24 protein-coding genes and 2 pseudogenes are annotated in these 22,731 nt (G+C 54.3%); 21 read left to right on the top strand and 5 right to left on the bottom strand.

All coding sequences use genetic code 11. The features are described from left to right. Nucleotides 1-59 precede the first annotated feature (59 nt). From ppk1 to NY406_RS05375, 3 genes are all read right to left on the bottom strand, one after another. Nucleotides 60-2,240: a polyphosphate kinase 1 gene (gene ppk1 / locus NY406_RS05385; RefSeq protein WP_260633704.1), complete on the bottom strand. Its 2,181-nt coding sequence runs from the start codon at nt 2,238-2,240 to the stop codon at nt 60-62. Nucleotides 2,241-2,401: 161 nt separating this feature from the next. Next, on the bottom strand, nt 2,402-3,079 hold the full coding sequence (locus NY406_RS05380; RefSeq protein WP_260633703.1) for an HAD family hydrolase: 678 nt from the start codon (nt 3,077-3,079) through the stop codon (nt 2,402-2,404). A gap of 3 nt (nt 3,080-3,082) precedes the next feature. Further along, on the bottom strand, nt 3,083-3,742 hold the full coding sequence (locus NY406_RS05375; protein ID WP_260633702.1) for a class I SAM-dependent methyltransferase: 660 nt from the start codon (nt 3,740-3,742) through the stop codon (nt 3,083-3,085). A gap of 315 nt (nt 3,743-4,057) precedes the next feature. On the opposite strand from NY406_RS05375, the gene NY406_RS05370 reads away from it, so the two are divergent. The 15 genes and pseudogenes from NY406_RS05370 to NY406_RS05300 all read left to right on the top strand — a co-directional run bounded on the left by NY406_RS05370 (nt 4,058) and on the right by NY406_RS05300 (nt 17,250). Then, nucleotides 4,058-4,813, top strand: coding sequence for a lysophospholipid acyltransferase family protein (locus NY406_RS05370; protein ID WP_260633701.1), 756 nt, complete (start codon nt 4,058-4,060; stop codon nt 4,811-4,813). Continuing rightward, on the top strand, nt 4,801-5,472 hold the full coding sequence (locus NY406_RS05365; RefSeq protein WP_260633700.1) for a GNAT family N-acetyltransferase: 672 nt from the start codon (nt 4,801-4,803) through the stop codon (nt 5,470-5,472). The genes NY406_RS05370 and NY406_RS05365 overlap by 13 nt, the downstream gene beginning before the upstream one ends. Nucleotides 5,473-5,709: 237 nt before the next feature. After that, nucleotides 5,710-6,804: a putative porin gene (locus tag NY406_RS05360; RefSeq protein WP_260633699.1), complete on the top strand. Its 1,095-nt coding sequence runs from the start codon at nt 5,710-5,712 to the stop codon at nt 6,802-6,804. Between the two features lie 355 nt (nt 6,805-7,159). Further along, complete coding sequence (locus tag NY406_RS05355) at nt 7,160-7,978, top strand: PstS family phosphate ABC transporter substrate-binding protein (protein ID WP_260633698.1); 819 nt, start codon at nt 7,160-7,162, stop codon at nt 7,976-7,978. Between the two features lie 296 nt (nt 7,979-8,274). After that, nucleotides 8,275-9,093, top strand: a complete 819-nt coding sequence (locus NY406_RS05350) for a phosphate ABC transporter substrate-binding protein (protein ID WP_260633697.1) — start codon at nt 8,275-8,277, stop codon at nt 9,091-9,093. 273 nt (nt 9,094-9,366) lie between these two features. Then, complete coding sequence (locus tag NY406_RS05345; protein WP_260633696.1) at nt 9,367-10,530, top strand: PstC family ABC transporter permease; 1,164 nt, start codon at nt 9,367-9,369, stop codon at nt 10,528-10,530. Between the two features lie 28 nt (nt 10,531-10,558). Further along, on the top strand, nt 10,559-11,905 hold the full coding sequence (gene pstA / locus NY406_RS05340) for a phosphate ABC transporter permease PstA (protein ID WP_260633695.1): 1,347 nt from the start codon (nt 10,559-10,561) through the stop codon (nt 11,903-11,905). Between the two features lie 5 nt (nt 11,906-11,910). Then, a complete protein-coding gene (gene pstB / locus NY406_RS05335; RefSeq protein WP_260633694.1) occupies nt 11,911-12,765 on the top strand; it encodes a phosphate ABC transporter ATP-binding protein PstB in 855 nt (284 codons plus the stop codon). A gap of 18 nt (nt 12,766-12,783) precedes the next feature. After that, complete coding sequence (gene phoU / locus NY406_RS05330) at nt 12,784-13,470, top strand: phosphate signaling complex protein PhoU (RefSeq protein WP_260633693.1); 687 nt, start codon at nt 12,784-12,786, stop codon at nt 13,468-13,470. 177 nt (nt 13,471-13,647) lie between these two features. Then, nucleotides 13,648-14,142 carry a DUF3124 domain-containing protein gene (locus NY406_RS05325; RefSeq protein WP_260633692.1) on the top strand — a complete coding sequence of 165 codons (495 nt, stop codon included), beginning with the start codon at nt 13,648-13,650 and terminating at the stop codon, nt 14,140-14,142. A gap of 202 nt (nt 14,143-14,344) precedes the next feature. Continuing rightward, entirely contained in the window at nt 14,345-15,073 is a 729-nt protein-coding gene (locus tag NY406_RS05320; protein ID WP_260633691.1) for a PhoU domain-containing protein, read from the top strand. Between the two features lie 135 nt (nt 15,074-15,208). Further along, a complete protein-coding gene (locus NY406_RS05315; RefSeq protein ID WP_260633690.1) occupies nt 15,209-15,898 on the top strand; it encodes an efflux RND transporter periplasmic adaptor subunit in 690 nt (229 codons plus the stop codon). 33 nt (nt 15,899-15,931) lie between these two features. Next, nucleotides 15,932-16,237, top strand: coding sequence for an efflux RND transporter periplasmic adaptor subunit (locus tag NY406_RS05310; protein WP_260633689.1), 306 nt, complete (start codon nt 15,932-15,934; stop codon nt 16,235-16,237). Continuing rightward, nucleotides 16,120-16,668, top strand: a pseudogene (locus NY406_RS05305) (efflux RND transporter permease subunit); the annotation flags it as partial. The gene NY406_RS05310 and the pseudogene NY406_RS05305, both read left to right, overlap by 118 nt. Nucleotides 16,669-16,815: 147 nt before the next feature. Then, complete coding sequence (locus NY406_RS05300) at nt 16,816-17,250, top strand: hypothetical protein (RefSeq protein ID WP_260633688.1); 435 nt, start codon at nt 16,816-16,818, stop codon at nt 17,248-17,250. Here the strand turns inward: NY406_RS05300 and NY406_RS05295 are convergent. Continuing rightward, nucleotides 17,219-19,201 (bottom strand): DUF2075 domain-containing protein, encoded by a 1,983-nt coding sequence (locus NY406_RS05295; RefSeq protein ID WP_260633687.1) that lies wholly within the window; start codon nt 19,199-19,201, stop codon nt 17,219-17,221. The two genes, NY406_RS05300 and NY406_RS05295, sit on opposite strands and share 32 nt — an antisense overlap. 70 nt (nt 19,202-19,271) lie before the next feature. Here NY406_RS05295 and NY406_RS11305 point away from each other — a divergent pair, with 70 nt between their 5' ends. Then, the gene (locus NY406_RS11305; RefSeq protein WP_411267100.1) at nt 19,272-19,532 is read left to right on the top strand and encodes a type II restriction endonuclease; all 261 of its coding nucleotides are present in this window, start codon (nt 19,272-19,274) and stop codon (nt 19,530-19,532) included. A gap of 88 nt (nt 19,533-19,620) precedes the next feature. Here NY406_RS11305 and NY406_RS05290 read toward each other — a convergent pair whose 3' ends face one another. Continuing rightward, entirely contained in the window at nt 19,621-19,821 is a 201-nt protein-coding gene (locus NY406_RS05290) for a hypothetical protein (RefSeq protein WP_260633686.1), read from the bottom strand. Between the two features lie 122 nt (nt 19,822-19,943). Between NY406_RS05290 and NY406_RS05285 the strand changes: the two genes are divergently transcribed. From NY406_RS05285 to NY406_RS05265, 5 genes and pseudogenes are all read left to right on the top strand, one after another. Continuing rightward, a complete protein-coding gene (locus NY406_RS05285) occupies nt 19,944-20,234 on the top strand; it encodes a type II toxin-antitoxin system Phd/YefM family antitoxin (protein ID WP_260633685.1) in 291 nt (96 codons plus the stop codon). Further along, the gene (locus tag NY406_RS05280) at nt 20,231-20,530 is read left to right on the top strand and encodes a type II toxin-antitoxin system RelE/ParE family toxin (RefSeq protein WP_260633684.1); all 300 of its coding nucleotides are present in this window, start codon (nt 20,231-20,233) and stop codon (nt 20,528-20,530) included. The genes NY406_RS05285 and NY406_RS05280 overlap by 4 nt, the downstream gene beginning before the upstream one ends. Before the next feature lie 218 nt (nt 20,531-20,748). Next, nucleotides 20,749-20,868 (top strand): annotated as a pseudogene (locus tag NY406_RS11300) (hypothetical protein); the annotation flags it as partial. A gap of 160 nt (nt 20,869-21,028) precedes the next feature. Beyond that, the gene (locus tag NY406_RS05270) at nt 21,029-21,421 is read left to right on the top strand and encodes a DoxX-like family protein (RefSeq protein ID WP_260633682.1); all 393 of its coding nucleotides are present in this window, start codon (nt 21,029-21,031) and stop codon (nt 21,419-21,421) included. A gap of 14 nt (nt 21,422-21,435) precedes the next feature. Next, on the top strand, nt 21,436-22,728 hold the full coding sequence (locus NY406_RS05265; RefSeq protein ID WP_260633681.1) for a hypothetical protein: 1,293 nt from the start codon (nt 21,436-21,438) through the stop codon (nt 22,726-22,728). The last annotated feature ends 3 nt before the right edge of the window (nt 22,729-22,731 follow it).

Genomic DNA, 22,731 nt, shown 5'->3' with positions numbered 1-22,731 from the left:
CCAATCTGTTGCTGTTCAGGAGCCATTTCAGGCTGTCCTCGAACCGTGACCGGATCAGTTCAGACCCAGGCGCCCCTTGATGCCGATTGTTTTTTCTTCTGCGTGCGGCGTTTCATGAAGCGCTCCTGACTGTTGACCTTCGGTGCGTCGTTGCGCACAAGGGTGCAATTGCCGTCCGGCCCGATTTTCCAGGCCTTGAGGTTGTCGCTGAGCTGGAGCTCGAGATCGTTTTTGACCCGCTCCACCAGCGAGGGGTCGAAAACCGGGAAGAGCGTTTCGACGCGGTCGTCGAGATTTCGCTGCATGAGGTCGGCGCTGCCGAGGTACAGTTCGGGCAAGCCGCCATTGGCGAAGTAGTAGGCGCGGCTGTGTTCGAGGTAGCGTCCGATAATGCTGATGACGCGAATATTCTCGCTGATGCCCGGAATGCCCGGCTTGAGGCAACAGATTCCTCTGACCACAAGGTCGATCTGCACTCCCGCACGCGATGCCCGGTAGAGTGCCTGGATGGTGGCCGGATCGACCAGCGAGTTCATCTTCATCATGATTTTGCCGCTGCTCCCTTTTCCGGCTAGGGCGATTTCTCGCTCGATCATCTCGATGATCCGTTTTCTCGTATTGATCGGTGAGACAAGCAGAGAGTGGTAGGCGGTGTACCGGAAGTAGCCGGTCAGCGCGTTGAAGAGTTCCGAGACCTCTCCGGCGAGCTGTTCGTCGTCGGTGAAAAAGCTGTAGTCGGTGTAGAGCTTTCCGGTTGACGGGTTGTAGTTGCCCGTGCCGAGGTGCAGGTAGCGCTTGAGGCCCTGCGGTTCGCGGCGCACCACGAGCGTCAGCTTGGCATGGGTCTTCAGGCCGGGCAGGCCGTAGATCACATGCGCCCCGACATCTTCGAGCGCTCGCGCCCACACGATGTTGTTCTCCTCGTCGAACCGCGCCTTCAGCTCCACCAGCACGGCCACCTGCTTGCCCGACTCGGCGGCCTTCATCAGCGATTTGACGATCGGCGAATTGCTGCCGACCCGGTAGAGGGTTTGCTTGATGGAGAGCACGTCGGGGTCGCTTGCCGCCCGGTCGATGAAATCGACCACCGCCTTGAACGAGTCGTAGGGGTGATACAGCAGGAGGTCGCCTGAACGAATGGCACTGAAAATGTCGGTGTTCCGCTCTTCCTCGAACATGTTGAAGGGGATGAACGGCTCGTCCTTGAGTGATGGCCGGTCGATGGCGAGCAGCTCCATCAAACAACTCAGGCCAAGCGCTCCGTCGATTTCGTAAACGTTCCGCTCCTCGATTTCAAGGTTGTTTATCAGCAATTGCCGCACGAACTCAGGCATTTTCGGGCTGATGTCGAGGCGCACGACGTTGCCGTACCGGCGCGACCTGACGCCCTTTTCGATGGTTTGCAAGAGGTCGCCTGCCTCGTCCTCCTCGATCTCGATATCGGCGTCGCGGATGATGCGGAACTGGTGCGACTGCACGATCTTCATCGTAGGAAAGAGCAGGCCGAGGTTCTGCTGGATCAGCTCCTCGATCCAGAGAAACCTCATGCACGAGGGATCGTTGCCCAGACCCTCGATGTCGTTGAGCCTCAACAGACGCGGCAGCACGCTCGGCACCTTGACGCGTGCGAATTTGAAGTTGCCGTGTTCGATGTCGTCAAGCTCGATAGCCAGGTTCAGCGAGAGATTGGACATGAATGGGAACGGGTGGCCGGTGTCGAACGCCAGCGGCGTGAGCACGGGGTAGATCTCCTTGCGGAACCAGGCGTTCAGCGCCACTTGCTCTTTTTCTGGCAGGTCGGCGAAGTGGACGAAAGTGACGTCTTCCGCGGCGAGTGCTGGCAGGATGTCGCCGTACAGACAGGCGTTGCGCAGCTTGAGTTGCTCGATTACCTCCGCTCTGATCCGTTCGAGTTGCTCGGATGGGGTGAAGCCGTCGATGGTCTTTTTGCGGATGCCCGCCTCGACCTGCTTTTCGATGCCGGCCACGCGGATCATGAAAAATTCGTCAAGGTTGGAGCTGAAGATGGCAATGAATTTGGCCCTTTCGATCAGCGGGTGCTGGTCGGGCCGGATCGCCTCGTCGAGCACACGGCGGTTGAAGTGCAGCCAGCTCAGCTCGCGATTGATGTAGAGCGATGGATCGCTCAAATCGGGCTTGTCGCAGTGAGCGTTGCCGTTGAGTTTCTGATGCTCTGGCAGCAACGCTGCCGGAAGGTTTTCGGAGTTGGCTGGGTTCATATCGTGCGAACTGGAGCTGGATGTCCGTCATTCTGAGGTATCCGGGTTGTTTCCGGCGTACGTGTTTTACTGTGTACTGGCGAAATTAGCGAATAGTTCCCGCCGGAAAGGTTACGAACGTGTTAACTCTTTTTCTTTCTGACGGTTAAGCGGTCAGGTGCTCACGCGGTGATCAGCGGGATGATTTCGGTGGGGTGTGAAACGAGCTTCGCTGCGCCAGTGGCGAGCAGTTCTTCGCCGGGACGGTAGCCCCAGGTGACGCCGAGGGGGTACATTCCGGCGGCGTTGGCGGTCAACATGTCCACGCCGCTGTCGCCAACATAGAGGATCGAGGCTGGCTCGACGCCGAGCTCTTTGGCGACGAGCAGCGCGCCAGTCGGGTCGGGCTTCGGAGCGATGCCTTCGCGGAAGCCCATGATGACGTCGAATTTCCATGGTGCGAGCAGTTCTTCGGCGCACTGGCGGGTGAAGCGGTCGGGCTTGTTGGAGAGGATCGCCTTCTTCAGCCCCAACTGGTCGATGGCGTTAAGCAGATCCGCGATGCCTTCATATGGGCGGGAGCTGTCGTTCCAGTGCTCGGCGTACCGTGCCTGCATTTCTTTGAGTAGCGGTTCCGTTATGGCGTCGTCGTGCGCGCTTTCGGGCAGCGCCTTGCGCACCAGCTCCCTCATGCCGAAGCCGACCATGATGCGGCACTCCTCAAAGGTGTGCGTCGGATAGCCGTGCTCTTCAAGCACCGAATTGAGGCTGTATGAGATGTCCGCGAGCGTGCTGAGGAGCGTGCCGTCCATGTCGAACACTATGGCGGAGAATTTCTTGGTAACTGACAGATTCATCATGCGTTAGCCCTTTGGTTTGACTGCGGTGACGAGGAACACCGGGTAGTTTTTCAGAATGCCGTCGCGGTTCTTCTTTTCGATGATGTGCGCGGTCATGAAGGCGACGCTCGAAAAACCCGCCGATTCGAGGAGCGCTTGCAGCTCCGCGCGGTCGAAGCCGTGGTGAACCTTCTCGGTGGCGTCGTCGTGAAAGAGGCCATCCTCAGCGTCGAGGTCAGCGATGGCAAGCGCACCGCCAGGCGACATGTGGCCGATCAGCTCCCGGAGGAAGCTCGCGGTGTCGGGAATGTGGTGCAGGGTCATGCTGCTGTACACGAAGTCATAGTTCCGGTCAAGCCCGGCGGCCTCTTCGGGTCTGCTGAAGTCGAGGTGCAGCGGCTTGACGTTGGCGATGGAGGCTGCTGCGATCTTTTCGCCGAGCATCCGGAGCATCTCGGAGGAGCTGTCAAGCGCCGTCAGCCGCCCGCAATGCGGTGCAATGCGGGTCGTTACGAGGCCCGTGCCGCAGCCGAATTCGAGTGCGTTCGCGGGCTTGCCTACCGGCATATGTGCGATGATCGCGCGAGCCACGCCATCGGCGAGCGCCGCCCGGACGGCGTTGGCGTCCCACTCGGCAGCTTTGTTATCGAAGCGCTCGGTATCGGTCCAGTTCTGTTTGCTCATCGTCGTTCAGCGGTTATGCGGTTCATCGGAAATCGGCAGCGGTTGCTGACCGCGCACAATATAAGGCTCGCCGGTCAAGAGTGAAAAACGGAAGCGCTGCCCTTCGAAGCGCCTCATTATGCGGCTCGCAGAAGTTGCCAAATCGTTGCCACCCCTCCACAAACGCCCAACAATCCACGGTTAATTTTGAACGTCGGCAGATGAGTCTGTCTCATTCAAATTCCATACGACATATAGGCCCTATAAGAATTTTCTATGAACCGATTCCTCGAACTTCTGCGCAGGCCTTTGCCGCACTTGAGTACACGGGATGCTGTGCTACTCAGGTTGCTCATGGTGCCGAACCTGTTTCTTGCCGAGGTCGAGGGGGCTGAAGAACTTCGGAAAATCGGTTCGTCGCCCTGCATCTATGCATTCAACCACAACAACGCCTTCGAGTCGCTCTTCGTGCCGACGCTCTTGATCTGGCTGCTTGGCGGGCAGCGCGTCAGTTTCGTGATTGACTGGATGTTCGGTCAGTTGCCCGTCGTCGGCTGGCTGATGAAGCAGATCGATCCCGTTTACGTGTGGCACAAGCGCTCGACTTTGCCTTTTCTTGAACGCCGCCGCGTGAAAGCGGCCTCGTCGTCGAGCCGCGACGAGTGCTTGCGGCGGCTGGCCACGGGCGCGAGCATCGGCATCTTTCCCGAAGGGACGCGTAACGGTGATCCGTTCCGTCTTCTCAGAGCGAAACCGGGTATTGGCTATATCGCGCTCGAATCGGGTGCGCCGGTCATTCCGGTGGGAATCGAGTTCGTCGCCGCCAGCAGGCGTGGGCGCGTGCCATTGATAGGAAAGATCATACTGCGTTTCGGCGCGCCGATGCAGTTCGAGCGGTGGCACGGCGCACCGGTTGACGCGCCGGACGCCGGAGCCAGTCGCACCTTCAAACGCCGTCTTGCCGGTGAAATTGCTGACGAAGTGATGAGCGCCATATCGTCGCTTTGTGGCAAGAGCTATCCGCACCGTGAGTGTGAATCAGAACCCAATCCGACTCTCAAACCATCAATGGAGGCGCTATGTCCGTCATAACCGTATCGAAAGTGCTCTCGCCCCGCGACCGGCTCGAAGCGCTCGGGGTGATCGAGGAGGTGTTTGTCCGGGAGAAGCAGTGGATGAAGGATGCTGGCGAGCAGATTCCGGAATTTCTGGACGGAAATCCGGAATATTCATGGTTTCTGGCCAGGGTGGGGGACCAGCCTGCGGGCGTGATGCGCCTCTTCTACGATCCGCCGCTGGAGTTGCCGGAGGCATGCCAGGTGCGGTTCGCGCCGGGCATCAACCTCGAAACGCTCCGGGCTGCCGGGCAGTACGTTGAAATCGGCAGGTTTATGATTCGTCCGCAGTTCCGGCGGCAGCACCGCGTCGCCCTTCGCCTTATGCGGACCGCCACCGGCGAGGTGGTCGAGCGGGGTTACAGCCACTTCATTACCGACGTCTTCGAGGGCGAGGAGCATTCGCCGCTGAACTTCCACACGCGGGTGCTCGGCTTCGAGGTGATCGGCAGCCATTTGTTCGGCGAACTTAATTGCAGCTCGACCCGCATCATTCTGACACTCGACATCATCAAGCTCTACAACCGCGTCAAGGACAGCCGCAGCCGCTTGTATCAGGAGCTGGTCGAAGGATTGCGCGGCAAAGTCGAGAACCGGTACGCCAAAAGGCGCGGCGGACTCTCTGCGCAGGTGTGAGTGAAGTTGATGCAGTTCTCGCCTGGCATCTTATTGTAATATCAATAGATGCTGTTGCGGTGATTTTTCTGTCTGTATCCTCTTTTTGTTTACAATCTCTTTTTCAGTGTCTTAACAATTCCTTAATATTTGGTGGCGTATATTAGTGTCCGAAAAGGATGGCCGTGCGGTCCTCCGTGTTCAATCAGTCTCTCCAAAGCACAAAACAGCACAGCACAACACAAAAAAGCATTCATCATGAAAAAAACTCTCTTTTTAGTAGCGCTTGCAACTGCCATGGGTTATGGCAACGCCCAAGCCGTCGATTGGAACTGGAACGGCGATATTCGCTTCCGTTACGAGTCGAGCAAGACGGACCTCAAGTCTTCTCCTGATGCGCCGAGCAACGATCGCTACCGTATCCGCGCACGCTTTGGCGTCAGCCCGACCATCAACGATGAACTCTCTGCCGGCCTGCGTCTGGCGACTGGTGACGGCAAGAACCCTACCTCCACCAACCAGAGCATCGGTAACGATTTCGCTGACAAGGCTATCTGGCTCGATGAAGCGTATATCAACTACCATCCGAAGGCTCTCGATGGCAAGGTGAACGTGCTGCTCGGCAAGCGCGACATTGCCAAGACCTTTAACGTGGTGAAGGACCTGGTCTGGGATAGCGACGTTACGATTGAAGGCGCGACGCTGCAGTATGGCAAGGACGTTTCGGGTAATCAGAAGAGCGGCCCGAGCCTCATCGCCGGTTACTATACTCTCGAGAATTATTCCGACGCTTCCGATCCCTGCATTTTTGCCGTTCAGGGCGCTTATATGGGTAAGGTTTCAGGTGCTGATTTCAATCTTGGCGCCAGCTACTTCGATTACGTCAATATGAAGAAGGTGGTTTGGTGGGGTAATGGGGCTCCTGTAAATGATGGCAAGGATTTCAGAATCCTCGAACTCTTTGGCACCCTCGGCGGCAAGCTTGGTGGTTCGCTTCCTGCCACTCTTTACGCACAGTACGCAAACAACACAGCCCTCAACAGCGACAACAAGGCTGTGCTCGCTGGCCTGAAGCTTGGTAGTGACAAAAATCCTGGCGGCTGGACGCTTGATGGCGGTTACTTCTACATCGAAAAGTACGCAGTCACTCCGCTGACCGATGGCGACCGTCCGATGAGCAGCAAATATTCCACCGATGTCAAAGGACTCAAAGTCGGCGCTACCTATCAGCTCGTGCAGAATATGACGCTCGGAGCAACCTACTTCCATGTCAACCCGGTCGATAGCATCCTCACCGGTTCTACGAGCGATTCAAAGAACATGATCCAGGCTGACGTGGTAGTGAAATTCTGATACTGCTTTGCTGTTCTTTTTGTGTGTGATGTTCTTTCTCCGTTGGGTGAGTGTGTGGTGCTCATCCGGATTGCTGCAAAGCCGCCCCGACAAATCGGGGCGGCTTTTTTTATGACCGCTCAGCCTCTGCATCGTTGAGCTTTTTTTTGTCTGGCAACCGTTCCGGTCATCTCACCGGAAGCTGCGGCGGGGGGGGGGGGGGGGGGGTCTGATTGTCACTATAGGTTTGTTTTCGATTTCTTTGCATTTCCTCAATGATTCCTCAATAAAGTATGCCGTAGATTGAGTCCGTGTTCAAGAGGGTCTTGAACAAGTGTTGTTTCAAAACCATTCAATCAAACCAAGAATAATAATTATGAACCTGCTCAGGAAAATCGTGTTCGGTGCTGCCGTTATGGGCCTTATGGCTGCCGGTGATGCATCGGCTGCCGGCAAGACGCTTGTGCTCGATGGTTCGACCACCGTCGGCCCGATCGCCAAGGCCTTTGCCGCTTACTTCCACAAGAAAACCGGTGTTGACGTTACCGTCAGCGAGTCCGGTTCGGGTAACGGCGCGAAGAGCCTTATCAACAAGACCTGCGACATCGCCGATATGTCGAGGGCAATGAAGGATAACGAGATTGCCGCCGCGAAAGCCAATGGCGTCAACCCGGTTCAGAACGTCGTCGCTCTCGATGGTATCGCCATCATCGTGCACCCCAGCAACCGCGTCGCTTCGCTGACCAAAGAAAAGATTCGTGAAATCTACACCGGCAAAGTGACCAACTGGAGCCAGGTTGGCGGCCCAAACGCTCCGATTGTGGTGATCCAGCGTGAATCGAACAGCGGCACCCAGGACACCTTCAAGGAACTGGTTATGGAGAATGAGCCGATCGCTCAGGGTGCTGAAACCCAGGCCAGCAACGGCGCTGTCAAGAGCCGCGTCGCTTCGACTCCTACCGCCATCGGTTTTGTCGGTCTCGGTTATGTTGACTCTTCGGTTAAGGATGTTGCCGTCGATGGCGTGAAGCCCAGCGTCATGACGGTTAAGAGCGGCAAATACTCGATCTCTCGCCCGCTCTTCATGTACACCAATGGTCAGCCCAAAGGTATGGTGAAGCAGTTTATCGACCTGCCGAAGACCCCCGCAGGCAAGAAGATGATCAGCGAGATCGGCTTCGTGAACAAGTACTGATCTGCAAGGCTGTCAACTGCCTTATTGATCAACGCATTGCAGAAAGGCTGTTCCGTTTGCGATGACGGAACAGCCTTTCTGTGTTCAGCTCGAAATCGTAATCGAAAACGCGCTGCCATTACCGCTCACCTCCACCTGGCGCTCTGAACATCGATTTCGATGAAAATGAGTTGGCGGCTCATTGTCCGCGCCGTTTTGTTCGCTTTTTCCGCCGTATCGCCCGCCGTTTGTAAAGCGGAGCTTCATTCATTAATTTCCGGCACATGAAGTCATTTCAAACAAACAAGGAGTAACGAATGAGAAAGTTTTGCGCAGTTTTGACATTGATGGCGATTCTGGCCATGATCGTGGCCGGCAATGCCGGGGCGGCAACCAAAGGAATCGTGATCGACGGATCAACGACCGTAGGTCCGATTGCCAAATCGTTTGCCGCGTATTTTATGAAAAAATACAAGGTTCCGGTAACGGTGAGCGAATCTGGTTCGGGTAACGGTGCCAAAAGCCTCATCAACGGGAGCTGCGACATTGCCGATATGTCGCGCTCGATGAAGCCGCAGGAGATCGCTGCCGCCAAGGCTCGAAAGATCAATCCCGTTGCCAATGTCGTGGCGCTCGACGGCCTTGCCATGATCGTCCATCCCTCCAACCCTGTTCGTAACCTCACGGAAGCTCAGATCGCCGATATTTTCTCGGGCCGCATCAATAACTGGCGGCAGGTCGGTGGGCCGAATTTTCCGATTGTGGTGATTCAGCGTGAATCCAACAGCGGTACGCAGGAGACCTTCAAGGAACTGGTTCTGAAAGACCGTTCGGTGGTTCGCAACGCTGAAACCCAGGCCAGCAACGGCGCGGTGAAGAACAGGGTTTCACAGACGCGCGGTGCTATCGGTTTTGTCGGTCTTGGCTATCTCGACGCTTCGGTCAAAAAGATCGCCGTCAATGGAGTTCTTCCTTCCTCAGCAACGGTCAAGAACAAGAGCTACAGGCTTGCCCGTGAGCTTTACATGTACACCAATGGCCGCCCGTCTGGAATGGTTGCCAAATTTGTCGATCTGCCTAAAACTCCTGATGGCCAGAGGATAATCAAGGAACTTGGTTTTGTGCCGAAGTACTGACTTTTGCTCTTTTAACCGTGTCCTTATAGCTCAAAGATATCCCTGCAACCGGTAACGTCCGTTCGGTTGCAGGTTTTTCCGCTACAGGCCCCCGGCTCTTTTGAATGTTCCAGAATTGTAACAATCCACCCTTTTTTTCTATCGGTTCAAGGTATAGATTTGTGGCGTCAAGAGAGACGTGAGTTTCCTTACGTTAGTTCAATTACAGGACATGCCTCAAATGTCAAGCTTAAACGAATCAAACAGGTCGTTAGCCTGCAAAACAGCAATGGTATGAATGGTGATGTAGCATCGAACCAGAGCAGGTCGTCCGAGTTTATCGTTAGTGCGCAAAAGCACAAAATTCAGAAAATCAAGCAGAAAGCCGGTGAGGCGATCCTGTTGCTGATTGCGTCTTTTGTCGCGATAGTTGTTTTCTTTATTTTCTGGTTTGTCGCCCGAGACGCAGTTCCATTCTTCCGGCTGCGAGGCTTCACCGAATTTTTCACCAGTCCCGAGTGGTATCCGGCTGACGATCCGCCGCACTTCGGCGCTCTGGCCATTATTTACGGGAGCCTCATGGTGACGTTCGGTTCGGCTTTGATCGCCGTTCCGATGGGCGTTATCGCCTCGATCTGTCTCTCCGACATCCTGCCATTTTCGGTACGCCAGTATGTCAAGCCGGTGATTGAGATGCTCGCCGCCATTCCATCCGTCGCTTACGGTTTTTTCGCCTTGGTTGTTTTCGCACCGCTTCTTCAGAATAATGGGGGCCCGATTCTCATGTGGACCTGGTGGGTCATTGCGGTCCCATTTTTCCTTCTCGCCGTCATTGTGGCCTCGGAGCTTCTGACTGCCTCCATCGCCAAAGAGTCGATGAAGAAATCGGCAAAAATGGCGCTGAATATCGTGCTCGGCCTGTTGGCGATTCTCTTTCTCTCTGTTGTCGGTAACCACCTGCAAGGGCTGGTGATCATGAGCGGCACAAACGCCCTGAACGTCTCGATTATCCTGAGTTTCATGGCGCTGCCGACCATCGTCAGCGTCTCGGAAGACGCACTCCAGGCTGTCGGGCGCGAACTTCGCGAGGGCAGCTACGCGCTTGGCGCGACCAGAGCTGAAACCATCATCAAGACCGTGCTTCCGGCGGCCAGCAGCGGCATTCTCGCCGCGGTCATTCTCGGCATTATGCGCGCCCTCGGCGAGACGATGGTGGTCTGGATGGCCTCGGGTAACTCATCGCACATTCCCGACCCGTTCTTTAATTACCTCGATTCGGTGCGCACCCTCACGGCAACGATTGCCGGTGACATGGGCGAGGCTGACCAGGTGACCGGTTCTGCAAGGTTCCATGTGCTTTTCGCAATGGGTCTTTTGCTGCTGATCGTCAGTTTTGTGAGCAATCTTGTCAGTGAGCGAATCGTTGTCCGTCAGCGCAAGATTCTTTCCGGCCAGTGAGGCCAATCCAAATCAATGCTGTGATCCTATGAATCTCGGAACCAGAAAGCTGCTCGACCGTTCATTCACCGCCCTTGGTTTCAGCTCGATCGTCATCATGGGTCTGGCGCTCTTGGTCGTGCTCACGCCGATTGTCACCAAGGGCGTGGGAGCGTTTGTCTTTCAGGGCACCATCGAGCACCGGAAGCTCCTCTTGAACGAGTTTCATCTCGGTGATGCCAGGGAGATAGAAAAAGAGGAGGCGGAGACGAACCGCTACCGCCAGAAGGTTTTCGACATGCTTGCCGCGTTCGACAAGGAATTTGACAAGATGGATTACGAGCAGCAGTCGAAATATCGCGAGAGTTACGAACAGGTCAAGACCGCGCTTCGCGCGCTTTTTGGCCCGCTGCCCGGTGACAGCGAGCCTGCGCTGACCCGCTTCCAGTATGGCCAGACCCGATGGGACAAGGCCGAGGAGAAGCTTCATGGCCTGCTTTACGAGCAGAAGTGGGATTACTCCAATCCCGACGTGATTGCCAAGCCCTACGATGTCAGCCGCGCAGCCGGATTTGCCGGAACCTCGCTGGTCAAGCTCTTTCCCTATGTCGAGGAGAATCTCGACAAGATGATGATGCCCGAGTGGACTTTTTACTGGGGTTTCTTTACCGAGAGTTCCCTTGATGCCCATTTTTTCGGTGGCATCTGGCCTGAAATTCAGGGCACGATCTTTTTGGCCGTCGGCGCGATGCTTTTCGCTTTTCCGCTTGGCGTGATCGCGGCGGTCTATTTCACCGAGTATGCCCGCGACGGTTTTTTGACCAGCATGTTGCGCAGCGCCAACAGTACGCTGGCCGGTGTGCCGAGCATTGTGTTCGGACTGTTTGGTCTGGCTTTTTTCATTAACACGCTCCATGTTTCTGAATCGAAAAGTGTGCTGGCCGGTTCGCTGACTTTGGCTATCATGATTCTGCCGACCATCATCCGCGCCGCCGAAGAGGCAATTCTTGCCGTGCCGAAGACCTATAAGGAGGCCTCGCTCGGTCTCGGCTCGACCAAGTGGAATACGATTGTGACGGTGATTCTTCCGGCGGCTTTGCCGGGCATTCTGACCGGCGGCGTCATCAGCCTTGGCAGGGCGGCGGGTGAGACCGCGCCGATCATCTTTACGGCGGCGGTCAGCGTCGGAGCGGCCATCGGTCTCGGCGACGTGCTGACTTCGCCTACGCCTGCACTTTCATGGAACATCTACAACCTCGCCAGTGAGCACGAAGCCGCCGCTGAAATCCGCCATGTCCAGTACGGAATGGTGCTGGCCCTGGTGATGATCGTGCTGCTGCTTAACCTGTCAGCCATCATTCTCAGGGCGCGCATATCCAAAAAACTTAAAGGGTAAGACCCATGCCAATGTCCCTTGAAGCAACAGAGATAAAAAAGAACGACAAGTCATCTGCGCTTGACATCTACCTGCCGCCGGAACGCAAGAAGATTTCGGGCGGCGGCGTGCCGCACGTCGTGGCGAAGAACTTTTCGATCTATTACGGTGAATTCGAGGCGGTCAAGAAGGTAAACGCCGACATTCTCTCGAAATACGTGACGGCCATTATCGGTCCGAGCGGCTGCGGCAAGAGCACCTTCCTCCGCGCGATCAACCGCATGAACGACCTCATTCCGAGCTGCCACACCACCGGTGCGCTCATGTTTGATGGCGAGGATGTTTATGGTAAATTCACCGACGAAGTGCTTCTGCGCAAGAAGATCGGCATGGTGTTCCAGAAGCCGAATCCTTTCCCGAAATCGATTTACGACAACATTGCCTATGGGCCGCGTCTGCATGGCGTGAAGGATAAAAAGATGCTGGACGAGATCGTCGAAAAGAGCCTCCGCAAGGCCGCGCTCTGGGATGAGGTGAGCGATCGGCTCGACAAGAACGCACTCGGTCTGTCCGGCGGACAGCAGCAGCGCCTGTGCGTTGCCCGTACGCTCGCCGTCGAACCGGAGATTCTCCTGCTCGACGAGCCGACCTCGGCGCTCGACCCGAAAGCCACGGCCAAGATCGAGGATCTCATCCAGGAGCTTCGCGGCAGCTACACTATCATGATCGTGACGCACAACATGCAGCAGGCGTCGAGGGTGTCTGACTCCACCATGTTTTTCTACGAGGGGGTGCTCGTCGAATATGCGCCGACAGCGCAGCTCTTCACCAGGCCAAAGGATCAGATGACCGAGGATTACATTACCGGAAGATTCAGCTAACGAAACACTATCAGCGCCATGTCGGAAAGACCCATACACGAGTATATCAAGGAACTTTCGGAAGCCCTCGTTCAGCTTTCCGAGAAGGTGTTGCAAAATTTCAACGAGGCTCTCTATGCGGTAACGCACAAAGATGTTCAGACCGCCCGAAAGATCCGGATCGTCGATGACGAGATCGACCAGGCCGAGGTGCGTCTTGAAGAGCAGTGCCTTGAGTTTCTTGCCCTGCATCAGCCGGTCGCCCGCGACTTGCGCACGATGGTGACGATCATCAAGATCAACGATGACCTCGAACGCATTGGCGACCTTGCCGTGCACATTATCGAGCGTATGCCGGAACTCGGCTATGAGGTGATGGAGCGCTATGAGTTCGAAAAGATGGGCAACCTGTCGGCCACCATGGTCAGAAAAGCGATTGAAGCTTTCGTGAAAAGAGACCGCCAGCTTGCGGACAAGGTGTGCGCGATGGACGAAGATGTTGATACCATGCACCGCACGGTTTTCAAAAAGGTTGCTAATGCCATGAAGGCGTGTAACACCGACACCGAGCAGTTACTCGCCGTCCTGAGCGTGTCGCGCTACATCGAACGCATGGCCGACCACGCCACTCGCATCGCCCTCGAAGTGATCTACCTCGTTACCGGCGAAATCGTCCGCCACAGCGACGACACCTTCGAAAAACTGATCCAGTCGCTCAAGGATTGAATGTTGTAACATCAGCTGCGGATGCGGCTTGCGATACAGAATCCCGCCATCGGAATACGTGCTCCGGTGGCGGGATTTTTTCATTTTGATGAATTGCGCACTCTCAGCCGGAAATGCTACCTTGAATTCACAGCCTGCGCTGAATGAGCATCATAGTCACCTTAGCTGCGATTCGCCATGAAATTTGTTTACAGATTTCCGGTCTTCAAATCCATTCTTGCCGCCTTTGCACTGCTCGTCGTGCAGTTCACGACTGCCGTTGCGGAGCCTTTGTTGTTCTCAACGGGGCAGACGGTGTATGTGCCGTCGTACTCGCACATCTTTGTCGGCAACCGGCGCAAAACCTTTGACCTGACCACCTCGCTGGCGATCAGGAACGCCGATTCCGAGACACCGATCACCGTCACGCGGGTTGACTATTACGACGCTTCGGGCCGCTTTGTTCGCGCCATGATGAAAACGCCGCTCGTCGTCCGCCCCGTTTCGACGCTCGTCTATGTGATCGACGAGTCCGACAAAACTGGCGGCGTCGGGGCGAGTTTTCTCGTTTCGTGGAGGTCGTCCAAAAAAGCCGCGCCGCCTGTGGTCGAGAGCGTGATGATCGGCACGGGAATGCAGCAGGGTATCTCGTTCACCTCGCGCGGGCAGGTGGTGCGCCAAGCGCAGCCATGATGGCGTTTGGCTCGCGGGATGAGGGCATTGTCTAACCGGAGCGAGCGCGTATTTGGCTTTGGTTTCCATCTTGCTTTTTTTAAGTCTCCGGCTTGTCTTAACCCTTCCGGTAAGTTAAATTAAGGCCTGTTTAAACCGCCCGGGTAAATCGACGTACGGCGGGCGGCAAAGCCTCACCAACTTCTCCAACGAGCTTTATATTATGGCACTGTTCGGCAAGAAATCCTCCGATTCATCGAAATTCGTCGCTGTTCCAAAAGCGTTTACCATCCAGATTGATCCGTCGAAATTCAATCTTGCCACAAAGCCCTCGGGGCCGGTGCACGAGCAGCTCGAAACGCTCAAGCAGAAGCTCACCAAGCTCTCCTCGAACGTCGAGAACAACCTGATGCTCGTTGTCCGCGCTTCGACAAAGAAGGACAAGGCGCTGGCCTCTTCGGCATTCGAGTTCGACGAGCGTTACATCCAGAAAGGCAAGTTCGAGGTCGAGTACCTGACCCTCGCTTACCTGAACTTCCAGCAGCTTGGCGAGGCCGACCACAAAACTGTGGCCCACGCCCGCATGATTCTCAAGGAGCTTGAAAAGATCGCCCAGTTCTGCCTCAACATCGCCGACAAGACCGAATACATCCAGCTCGCCAACATTCAGGATCTGCACCGGGATGAATATGATCTGAAGCCGATGGGCGACGACACCGCAGAAATGATCAAGAAAGCGGTCGAGGCGTTTGTCAGCGGCAACTCGAAACACGCCACCGAGACGCTCGAAATGATGAAAAAGGTCGACAATCTTTACCAGAAAGCGGTTGCCAAGCTCAAGGCCGAGGTCAACGACTCGAACATCACCAACTACACCGGTATCCTCTCCGTCGTGGAGCACGTTCACGCCTGTGCTGAAATCTCCTGCGTGATCGCCCGGCACTTCTGCTGAGTCAAAGCATTGAAAACTTTCAGAAGGCGGGCGAGTCCCGCCTTCTTTTTTGTCTGAACTTCATATTGTTGAAAAAAGAGCGCGTTTCGGTATTTGTCCAGAACGTCCATTTTGTTCACAACGTCCACTCTCTTCATGACGAAAAACCGAACCCGGATTATTGCGCTGGTTGTACTTGTGCCGGTCGCTGCCGCGGCGTTTCTGGCTTTGAACAGAAAACCTGAATCGCCCAAACCGGCTCGTGAGAGCCAGCCCTCCACGATGGCTATCGCCGTGAGCGTGGAGGCGGCGTCCGTGGCTCCGGTGCACGACAGCCTCTCCGTGGTTGCGCTTGTCGAGGCGTGGCGCGATGTCGATATTCACGCAGAGACTTCGGGTATCGTCCGGAGCGTCTCCTCCGAGGTTGGTCAGAAAAAAGCCGCTGGGCAGCCGCTCCTCAAGGTCGATGACGAGGTGGCGGCCTCCGCTTTACGCAAGGCCCGCGTGAATCGCGAGCTGGCCCGCCGCGATTTCGATCGCTACGACAGGCTTCAGAAAGAGGGGGCTGTGGCGATCTCGAACTTCGAGGCTGTGAAGCTGAAGCTCGAAGATGCCGAAGCTGATCTTGTCTCCGCCCGCCGCCGGTTCGATGATACCGCCATCAAAGCCCCGTTCGCGGGCGTTGTCACTTCGCGGCTCGTCGAGGTGGGCGATCTGGTGCAGCCGGGCATGAAGGTGGCCAACATGGTTGATCTCTCGAAGCTCAAAATCGTTTCGTCGATTCCTGAAAAGCAGGTTTCACTCATCGCCGAAGGGATGCCGGTTCAGGTGACGACCGATGTCTGACCGGGCAGGGTGTTCCGGGGGAAGGTGCAGTCGGTGAGCGCCAAATCCTCGCGTGACCACACCTACCGGGTCGAGTCGGTCATGGACAACCCGAAGGAGACGCCGATTCGCGCTGGAATGTTCGCCCGCACGGCCTTTGTCGGCAGCGCTTCCCGTCAGGCGCTCCTGATTCCCCGCCGGGCGCTCAACGGCAGTATCGCCGATGCCGAGGTGTTCGTTGTCTCCGGTGGCAGGGCGAGTCGAACGTCAACCTGCTCTACGCCTTCATGGTGGCGATCATTTTCGTCTATCTCATCATGGTCGCGCTCTACAACTCCTGGATATGGCCGATGGTGGTGATGTTCTCGATTCCGCTCGCCATCATCGGCGCGCTCTGGTCGCTGGCGCTCTTCGGCAAATCGCTGAGCATCTTCACGATTCTCGGTATTATCATGCTCATCGGTCTGGTGGGCAAGAACGCTATTCTGCTCGTCGATTTCATCAACAAGTTCCGTGCCGAAGGGATGGAGCTTGTGCCCGCCATCACCGAAGCCGGACGCGAGCGCTTGCGCCCCATTCTCATGACGACGCTTACGCTGGTTTTCGGCCTCATGCCGATAGCCCTCTCCGGCAGCTCCGGCTCCGAATGGAAATCCGGCTTCGCCCTGGCACTCGTCGGCGGCCTGTCCAGCTCGATGTTCCTCACGCTGCTGGTCATTCCGGTGGTGTATGTGTGGTTCGACCGGGTAAGGGCGTGGGCGATTGCAAAATTCGCGAAGGTTCGCGGGTGACGGACGGGGTGGGTCTGTGTGCCCAGCCTGTTTCTGCAATTGATCGAATTGACTGATTTGTACGCAAATATTTCCGGATTGGCTATATTCTTATTTATGTTATAAAGTTATTGCCCTTTTTCAGTAAACTGGAATCGACGTTCTACAATGAAACAAAAAAATGAGAATTCCGTTATTCGCTTCCACTACCTCTATCGCGATGCCGGAAATTACAAAAAGTGGAATTTTGTCGATTTTAAAAACTCTGAAGGGCTGGAAATTGATGAAATTCACAGACGATTAGAAAAGAGCTTCGATATGGGATGCCTTTTCAATGCCGATCAAGTAGGGGTACCGGAAGTGTTTTTATTCGATGATGAAGAATATTCGTTGAGCGCTGATGATCACTGTTTTCATGAATATAATTCTGTAGAAGCCGTTGATGCTTCCAGAGAAGATATAAATTTGCAGTATTGCTCGATCGGTGAATTTGTGAAAGATGTTGAAAACTTTTCTTGTCAGGGTTGGAAAGTATTTGACCCGTGGGAAAAGTCATTTAGTACTTCGATTATTAACCGATCTCCCGAACACCCAAGCTCTTGAGATATTTGTAGGTATTATCATAAAATCTTGGCATTCTCGTTGGATCATTTGGTGTTCCTTCAGGAACAAAAATTACCATGCCTTGCCGTGCTCTGGTTAGCAAGACTCGATAAGCATTTTTCTGATATGTTTTTCGTGATTCGCTTTTAATATTTTGCCATTTGTTGCCTCGAAAAGAATAGTGTTCCCAGCCTTGATTTCCATAACGAAAATCGCCATCCCATGAGACACAGACCCAATCAAGTTCGAGACCTTGAATACGAAACTCTGTGGCAACATCTTCGAGGTAATAGGAAGAACGAATATCATCTTTGCTGTCAAGAAACCATTTGATTGGATTCATTGGAGATCGAACATCAATTGCATAAGGTTTAAGACGTTCAGCTTGAGAAGACACAACCATGCCATAACGCTCTGAACTACTGGCTTGTGTTTTTAGCCATTGTTTAGCAGATTCAAGGTTCCGTGTTAGAACGATAGGGTAACGCTCTATAAGTTGCTGATACAGCGTCCTTGCTTCATCAACTTCACAATCAAGCACGGTTTTAACAAACTTTGAAACTGTTTCTGCTCGAAAGGAGCGCATGGAGGTCGCAAGGTGGAGGCCATGCTCAAAATGGACGTTCTTTCGAGTTCTTATGGAAGAAAGTATTTTACCAGCCCCATACTCGCTATCGGTTAATGCCGGTGAAATATAGAGATGCCAATCTGGATATTGCTCCTGAAGGGCCTCGATCCATGAACTGATTCCAGATTCGCCAGTATTGATTTCTTGACCGCCACCGACAAGGCAAACAATGACCGCCCAATCATTTCTTCTATCCATGCAAGAAATGAGATATTCTGGTTCTGATATATCAAAGTCGGGAACACCTTTTATCTGTTTCATGAACAGTGATGTTTGCGCCTTGTCCCATGCACGTTGAGCTTCGTCAAAAAGTGCAACATGCTCAACGGGTGGCCGTTTGTCATTCTTTTGGCAATCATCACGAAAATGGTGCACATTTTGAATAAATGCCTTTACTCGTGCTTGTGCCTCTGATCGTTTAAGCCTCTTGCCGTGTTCCTGTTTCTCTCGTAGAATAGTGTCACGAGCAAGCGCTTCACGCAGAATATCCACAAGCGGTTTGTTGCCAGAGAGAAAAACGCTATAAAGTTCGCTTTGCTCATTGCTGTAACGGGTGGCAATGTTCAGACCAACAAGTGTTTTTCCTGCTCCCGGTACACCAGTTACAAAACAAATCGCTTTTTCTTTTTGCTTTCTTGCTCGATCAATAACGCGAAACAGCTGTTTCGAAGTCTTTGTTAGGTTGATCGCTCCAGCATCGTTTCTTGATATTTCGGCTACACCATGACCTGCATAAAGTGCTCTGGCAGCTTCGATAATAGTCGGTGTTGGTCGATACGCGGCATCAGACCACGCTTGTGGATCAAATGGCATTTCTGGGAATTGGTGTAGAATTTTCTCAAGAGTTGAGGCAAATTCGGCTTCGTTGCTACATACTGGCTCATAAAGTCCAAGAATTCTTGGATGTGGATGCAATGCCGTCGAAACAGCATGGGCCTTTGTTGCAACTAATAATGGGATAATAGTTGCGTTGTGGCTGGCTTCGTGGAAATATTTTAGGTCAAGAGCATAATCATACGATTGATCGATGTCAGCTGTAAGATATTGAGTTGCATCGATCTTAAATTCAATAGCCATAACAATACCGTTGAGCAACAAAACTGCATCGATCCGTCGGCCCATCCGAGGAATATTAAACTCAAGGTGCAGCCAACCATCGAATCTTCTTAACGCTCTGCGAAGCATCGCAATCTCTTTGAGCCACGCAATTTTTTGAGTTGGAAGATCGGCAAAAGTGCTGTTTAACGCGAGTTCCCCGATAATTTGCTCATCAGAAGTCTGGAGGAAAACGTCTATGCTCGCGTTATACCATGACCGATTCATAATTCCTGAGTTGAGGGGTTGAGCGCTCAAAAGCTGTTGTGCTACTCAAAAGTGCAAATCCTTTGAATGAATTATAGGGATTCGCGCTACCACCTGCAAGGACAGATGGCGTCAGGTACTGAACGAGGCTGACCGAATCGGCAAAAAGCACTTGTTAACTGCCCAGCAGGGCATTTCGCTAAATCAGTTCCGTGAAATGCGTGCGCACGATGTTCAGCTTGTTGTTCCTGCCGAAATCATCAAGTTGTACCATAAAGACATCCGTTCGGAGATCATGACTCTTGACGGATTTTTGAGCGAAGTAAAGACTCTGGAGCGGAAATCAACTTAAAGCAACTGAACTGTACGCCAGATACGCCGAACCTCTTTCCCATGCAATGGCGCAAAAGCCAAAACGAACCCGGCGCGGCGCGTGAGGCTTACCAGTGCACATTGCCGTCGATTTCGCGGAGTTGGCCAATATCCTCATCGCTTACCCCGGCTGCGGCGAACTCCGTTTTCCAGCTCTCGAAGGCGGCATACACTTCGTCGACAATAGCTTTGCAGCCGCTGACTCCCCAGGCGCGCCCGAGCTTCACCAGCGCTGAACGCCCCGGATGGCGGGGGTCAGTGTCGAGCATCCGCGCGTGTTCGGAGTTCCCACGGGCAGCAAAAGGCGGTGGTTGGTTACTCTCGTATCGTGGCGTATATTCGGTGGTGTATAAAGGACTGAATTCAGGGCTGAATATAACTCGATCCCATTATGAAAAGCATTCGTATTTCAAGTGACATCATCCCGTTGGGTGAGTTCAAGACGAGCATTTCAACCTGTCTCAAAAAGGTTCAGGCAACGGGTCACCCCCTGATTATTACCCAGAACGGCAGACCTGCCGGCGTCCTCTTGTCGCCCGAGGAGTATGATAACCTGGTGTACAGAAAACAGTTTATCGAATCCGTCGAGCAAGGGCTGATGACGGCAGAAGAAGGGGAGGTGTACAGCACAGACGAGTTGAGAAGGCGGTTTGCAGAAAAAAGAGCGACCAGAAAACAATGAATGTTGTCTGGTCATCTGAAGCTCTCCGAAAGCTTGATGAAATCGAGAAGTTTATCGCGCAGGATAATCCTCAGAGGGCTGACGCTTTTATTGATCGACTGCTTGAAAAAGGCGATTTGATTGCCTCATTTCCGGAAATGGGAAGAGTTGTTCCCGAATATTCCCGGTCTGACATCCGTGAGATACTTGTCGGGAATTACCGGATAGTGTACCGCGCTACCCCTGCGCAGATTGTTATTCTCACTATTTTTGAAGGTCATCAAGCCTTGCGTTCCGAAGAACTCGATCAGGACTAAAAGGTTCTTCGTCATTGCGAACGTGTAACCCATCGAAACCGTCCCCCCCATTTATTGACGGAAGAGCAGCTCGAAAAACCGGATACCCGCACCGTTTCGGCCCCGACATTGCGCCCGACGCTCCCGCGACGTCGTGCTCGCCTCATGGCTTCAGGAATCCATGCTTCGGCTCAATCCGCAGATTCCCGCATTTGCCTGCGAAGATGCTTTGCACGGTAAAAAGCATCACGATGGTCTGCTTCGCGGCCCGCGTCATGCGCGAAACCACCATGCAGAACCCGACCTTCGTCATCATCACCGACCGCACCGATCTCGACGGCCAGCTCTTCGGCGTTTTTCTTTGCAAGTGGTCGAATGGAGCAAAAATCGTTTCGCAACCCCCGCTATCGTCCAATCTGTGCTGCTGCGCACTTTCAACACGCCTTTAACGTTAGGTGTGGCTGTATTTGTCCGGCAACTGTTATCTTCCAAAAAGAAATGCCTGAACCTTTTACCCTTATGAGTCTGTTCGCCCCTCAGTCTCCGGCGCTGATTGCCAGCCGGATTGCTCTCGCTTTTGTGTGGATTTATCAGGGGGCGGTGCCGAAACTGGTGTGCCCGAGCCCGATCGAGCTGGGACTGCTTTCCCACCTGGGGCCGCTGTACGGGTTTATGTGCTCGGTTATGGGTTACGGCGAGGTGGCGTTCGGACTTCTGTTGCTTCTGACTCCCTGGCGCTGGCCGTTTTTGCTGAACATTGCCGCCATGCTGAGTCTGCTGGGCTTTGTTTCGTTGCATGAGCCGGGCCTGCTGACAGAAGCGTTCAATCCGGTGTCGCTCAACGCGGCGGTGATCGCCCTTTCCGTTATCGCCTGGCTGGAGACGGGCAAGGTTTCGGCAAGCAATCAATGAAATCAAAACGATCCATGATTCCTGCAACTTCAGGCAACCCGCTTCGCGGAATATCCAGAACCTTTCTTGTCGTCTCTTTCACCATCATCGCCATCGCAGCGACGGGTGGTGGCCTCGGCGTCCTTGTCGACAATGCCTTTCTGCTCAAGCTCCATCCATACATTTTTTTTGTCGGATTCGGCAACCTGGCCATTCTGATTTTCAACCGCTACCTGACCGCATCGATCTACCCCGAACTGCGCATCGATCCGCGGCGGCAGCGCCAGTTCATCGCGGCGGTGCTTGTAGCTCTGGTGATGGTCACCGTGTCGGTGGCCGCCGACCTGCCGTTCCTGAAGGCCGCGGCGGGACTGATGCTGATGGCGGTGGTGGCGTTGCCGCTCTATGATATTCTCACCACGCTTTCGGTGACGAAAATCTGGAATGAGGTGTCGGTGCGTTACTACATTTTCGATGTGGTCTTTCTGCTCAACGCCAACCTCGGCCTCTTTACGCTCGGTCTCAAGGAGGCGGTTCCCGACAACGGCATCATTCCGTTCTTCGTGACACAGTCGTCCTACTTCCTCGGCTCCTCGTTCCCACTGAGCATCAGCGTCATGGGATTTCTCTACACTTACGCATGGCGCCGGACGGACAAGATGGAGCTTGCCAAAAAGCTCTTCAGCCTCTGGTTCTACATCTTTGTCGGCGGGGTGCTCTACTTCCTCATCGTGATCCTCATGGGCGACTACCTCGGCATGATGCTCATCAGCCATCTGCTCACCTTTGGGGTCATGGCACTACTCTACACCTTCGGGGTGTTTCTGCGCAACTATTTCCGCGACAACTTCGCTCATCCGGCGCTTGCCTTCATGCTCGGCGGCCTGGCGTTTCTCTTCGCCACCAGCGCTTTCGGCATTCTGAACATCTACTATGCGAAGGGGATTCTGTTCGGCAGCTATCCGCCCATCCGGGGCGACAAGATGTGGATCTACCACTCGCACACCCACTCGGCGCTGCTTGGCTGGATCACGCTCTCGTTTATCGGGATGATCTATATTGTGCTGCCCGCGATCCAGAAGACCGGGAGCCTCGAACTGTTGCAATCCGGCGATCCGCTGGAGCAGCTGCTCGACGAGCGCACGATGAACCGCGCGTTCGTATCGCTTTCGATCATCCTCGTTGCCGGGGTGGCGATCATCGTGAGCTTCTTCAGTGGCGAGCAGCTCGTGCTTGGCATTGGTGGCATTGTTTACGCTGCGGCGGCTCTTTATCTTTTGCGAAATCTCATCCACGATCCGGTTTTCGAGACCGGTGACAAATCATAAAAA

Origin of the sequence: Chlorobaculum sp. MV4-Y (assembly GCF_025244685.1) — a bacterium.
In the GTDB taxonomy this organism is placed as follows: domain Bacteria; phylum Bacteroidota; class Chlorobiia; order Chlorobiales; family Chlorobiaceae; genus Chlorobaculum.
This window is presented reverse-complemented; position numbering and strand designations above follow the sequence as displayed.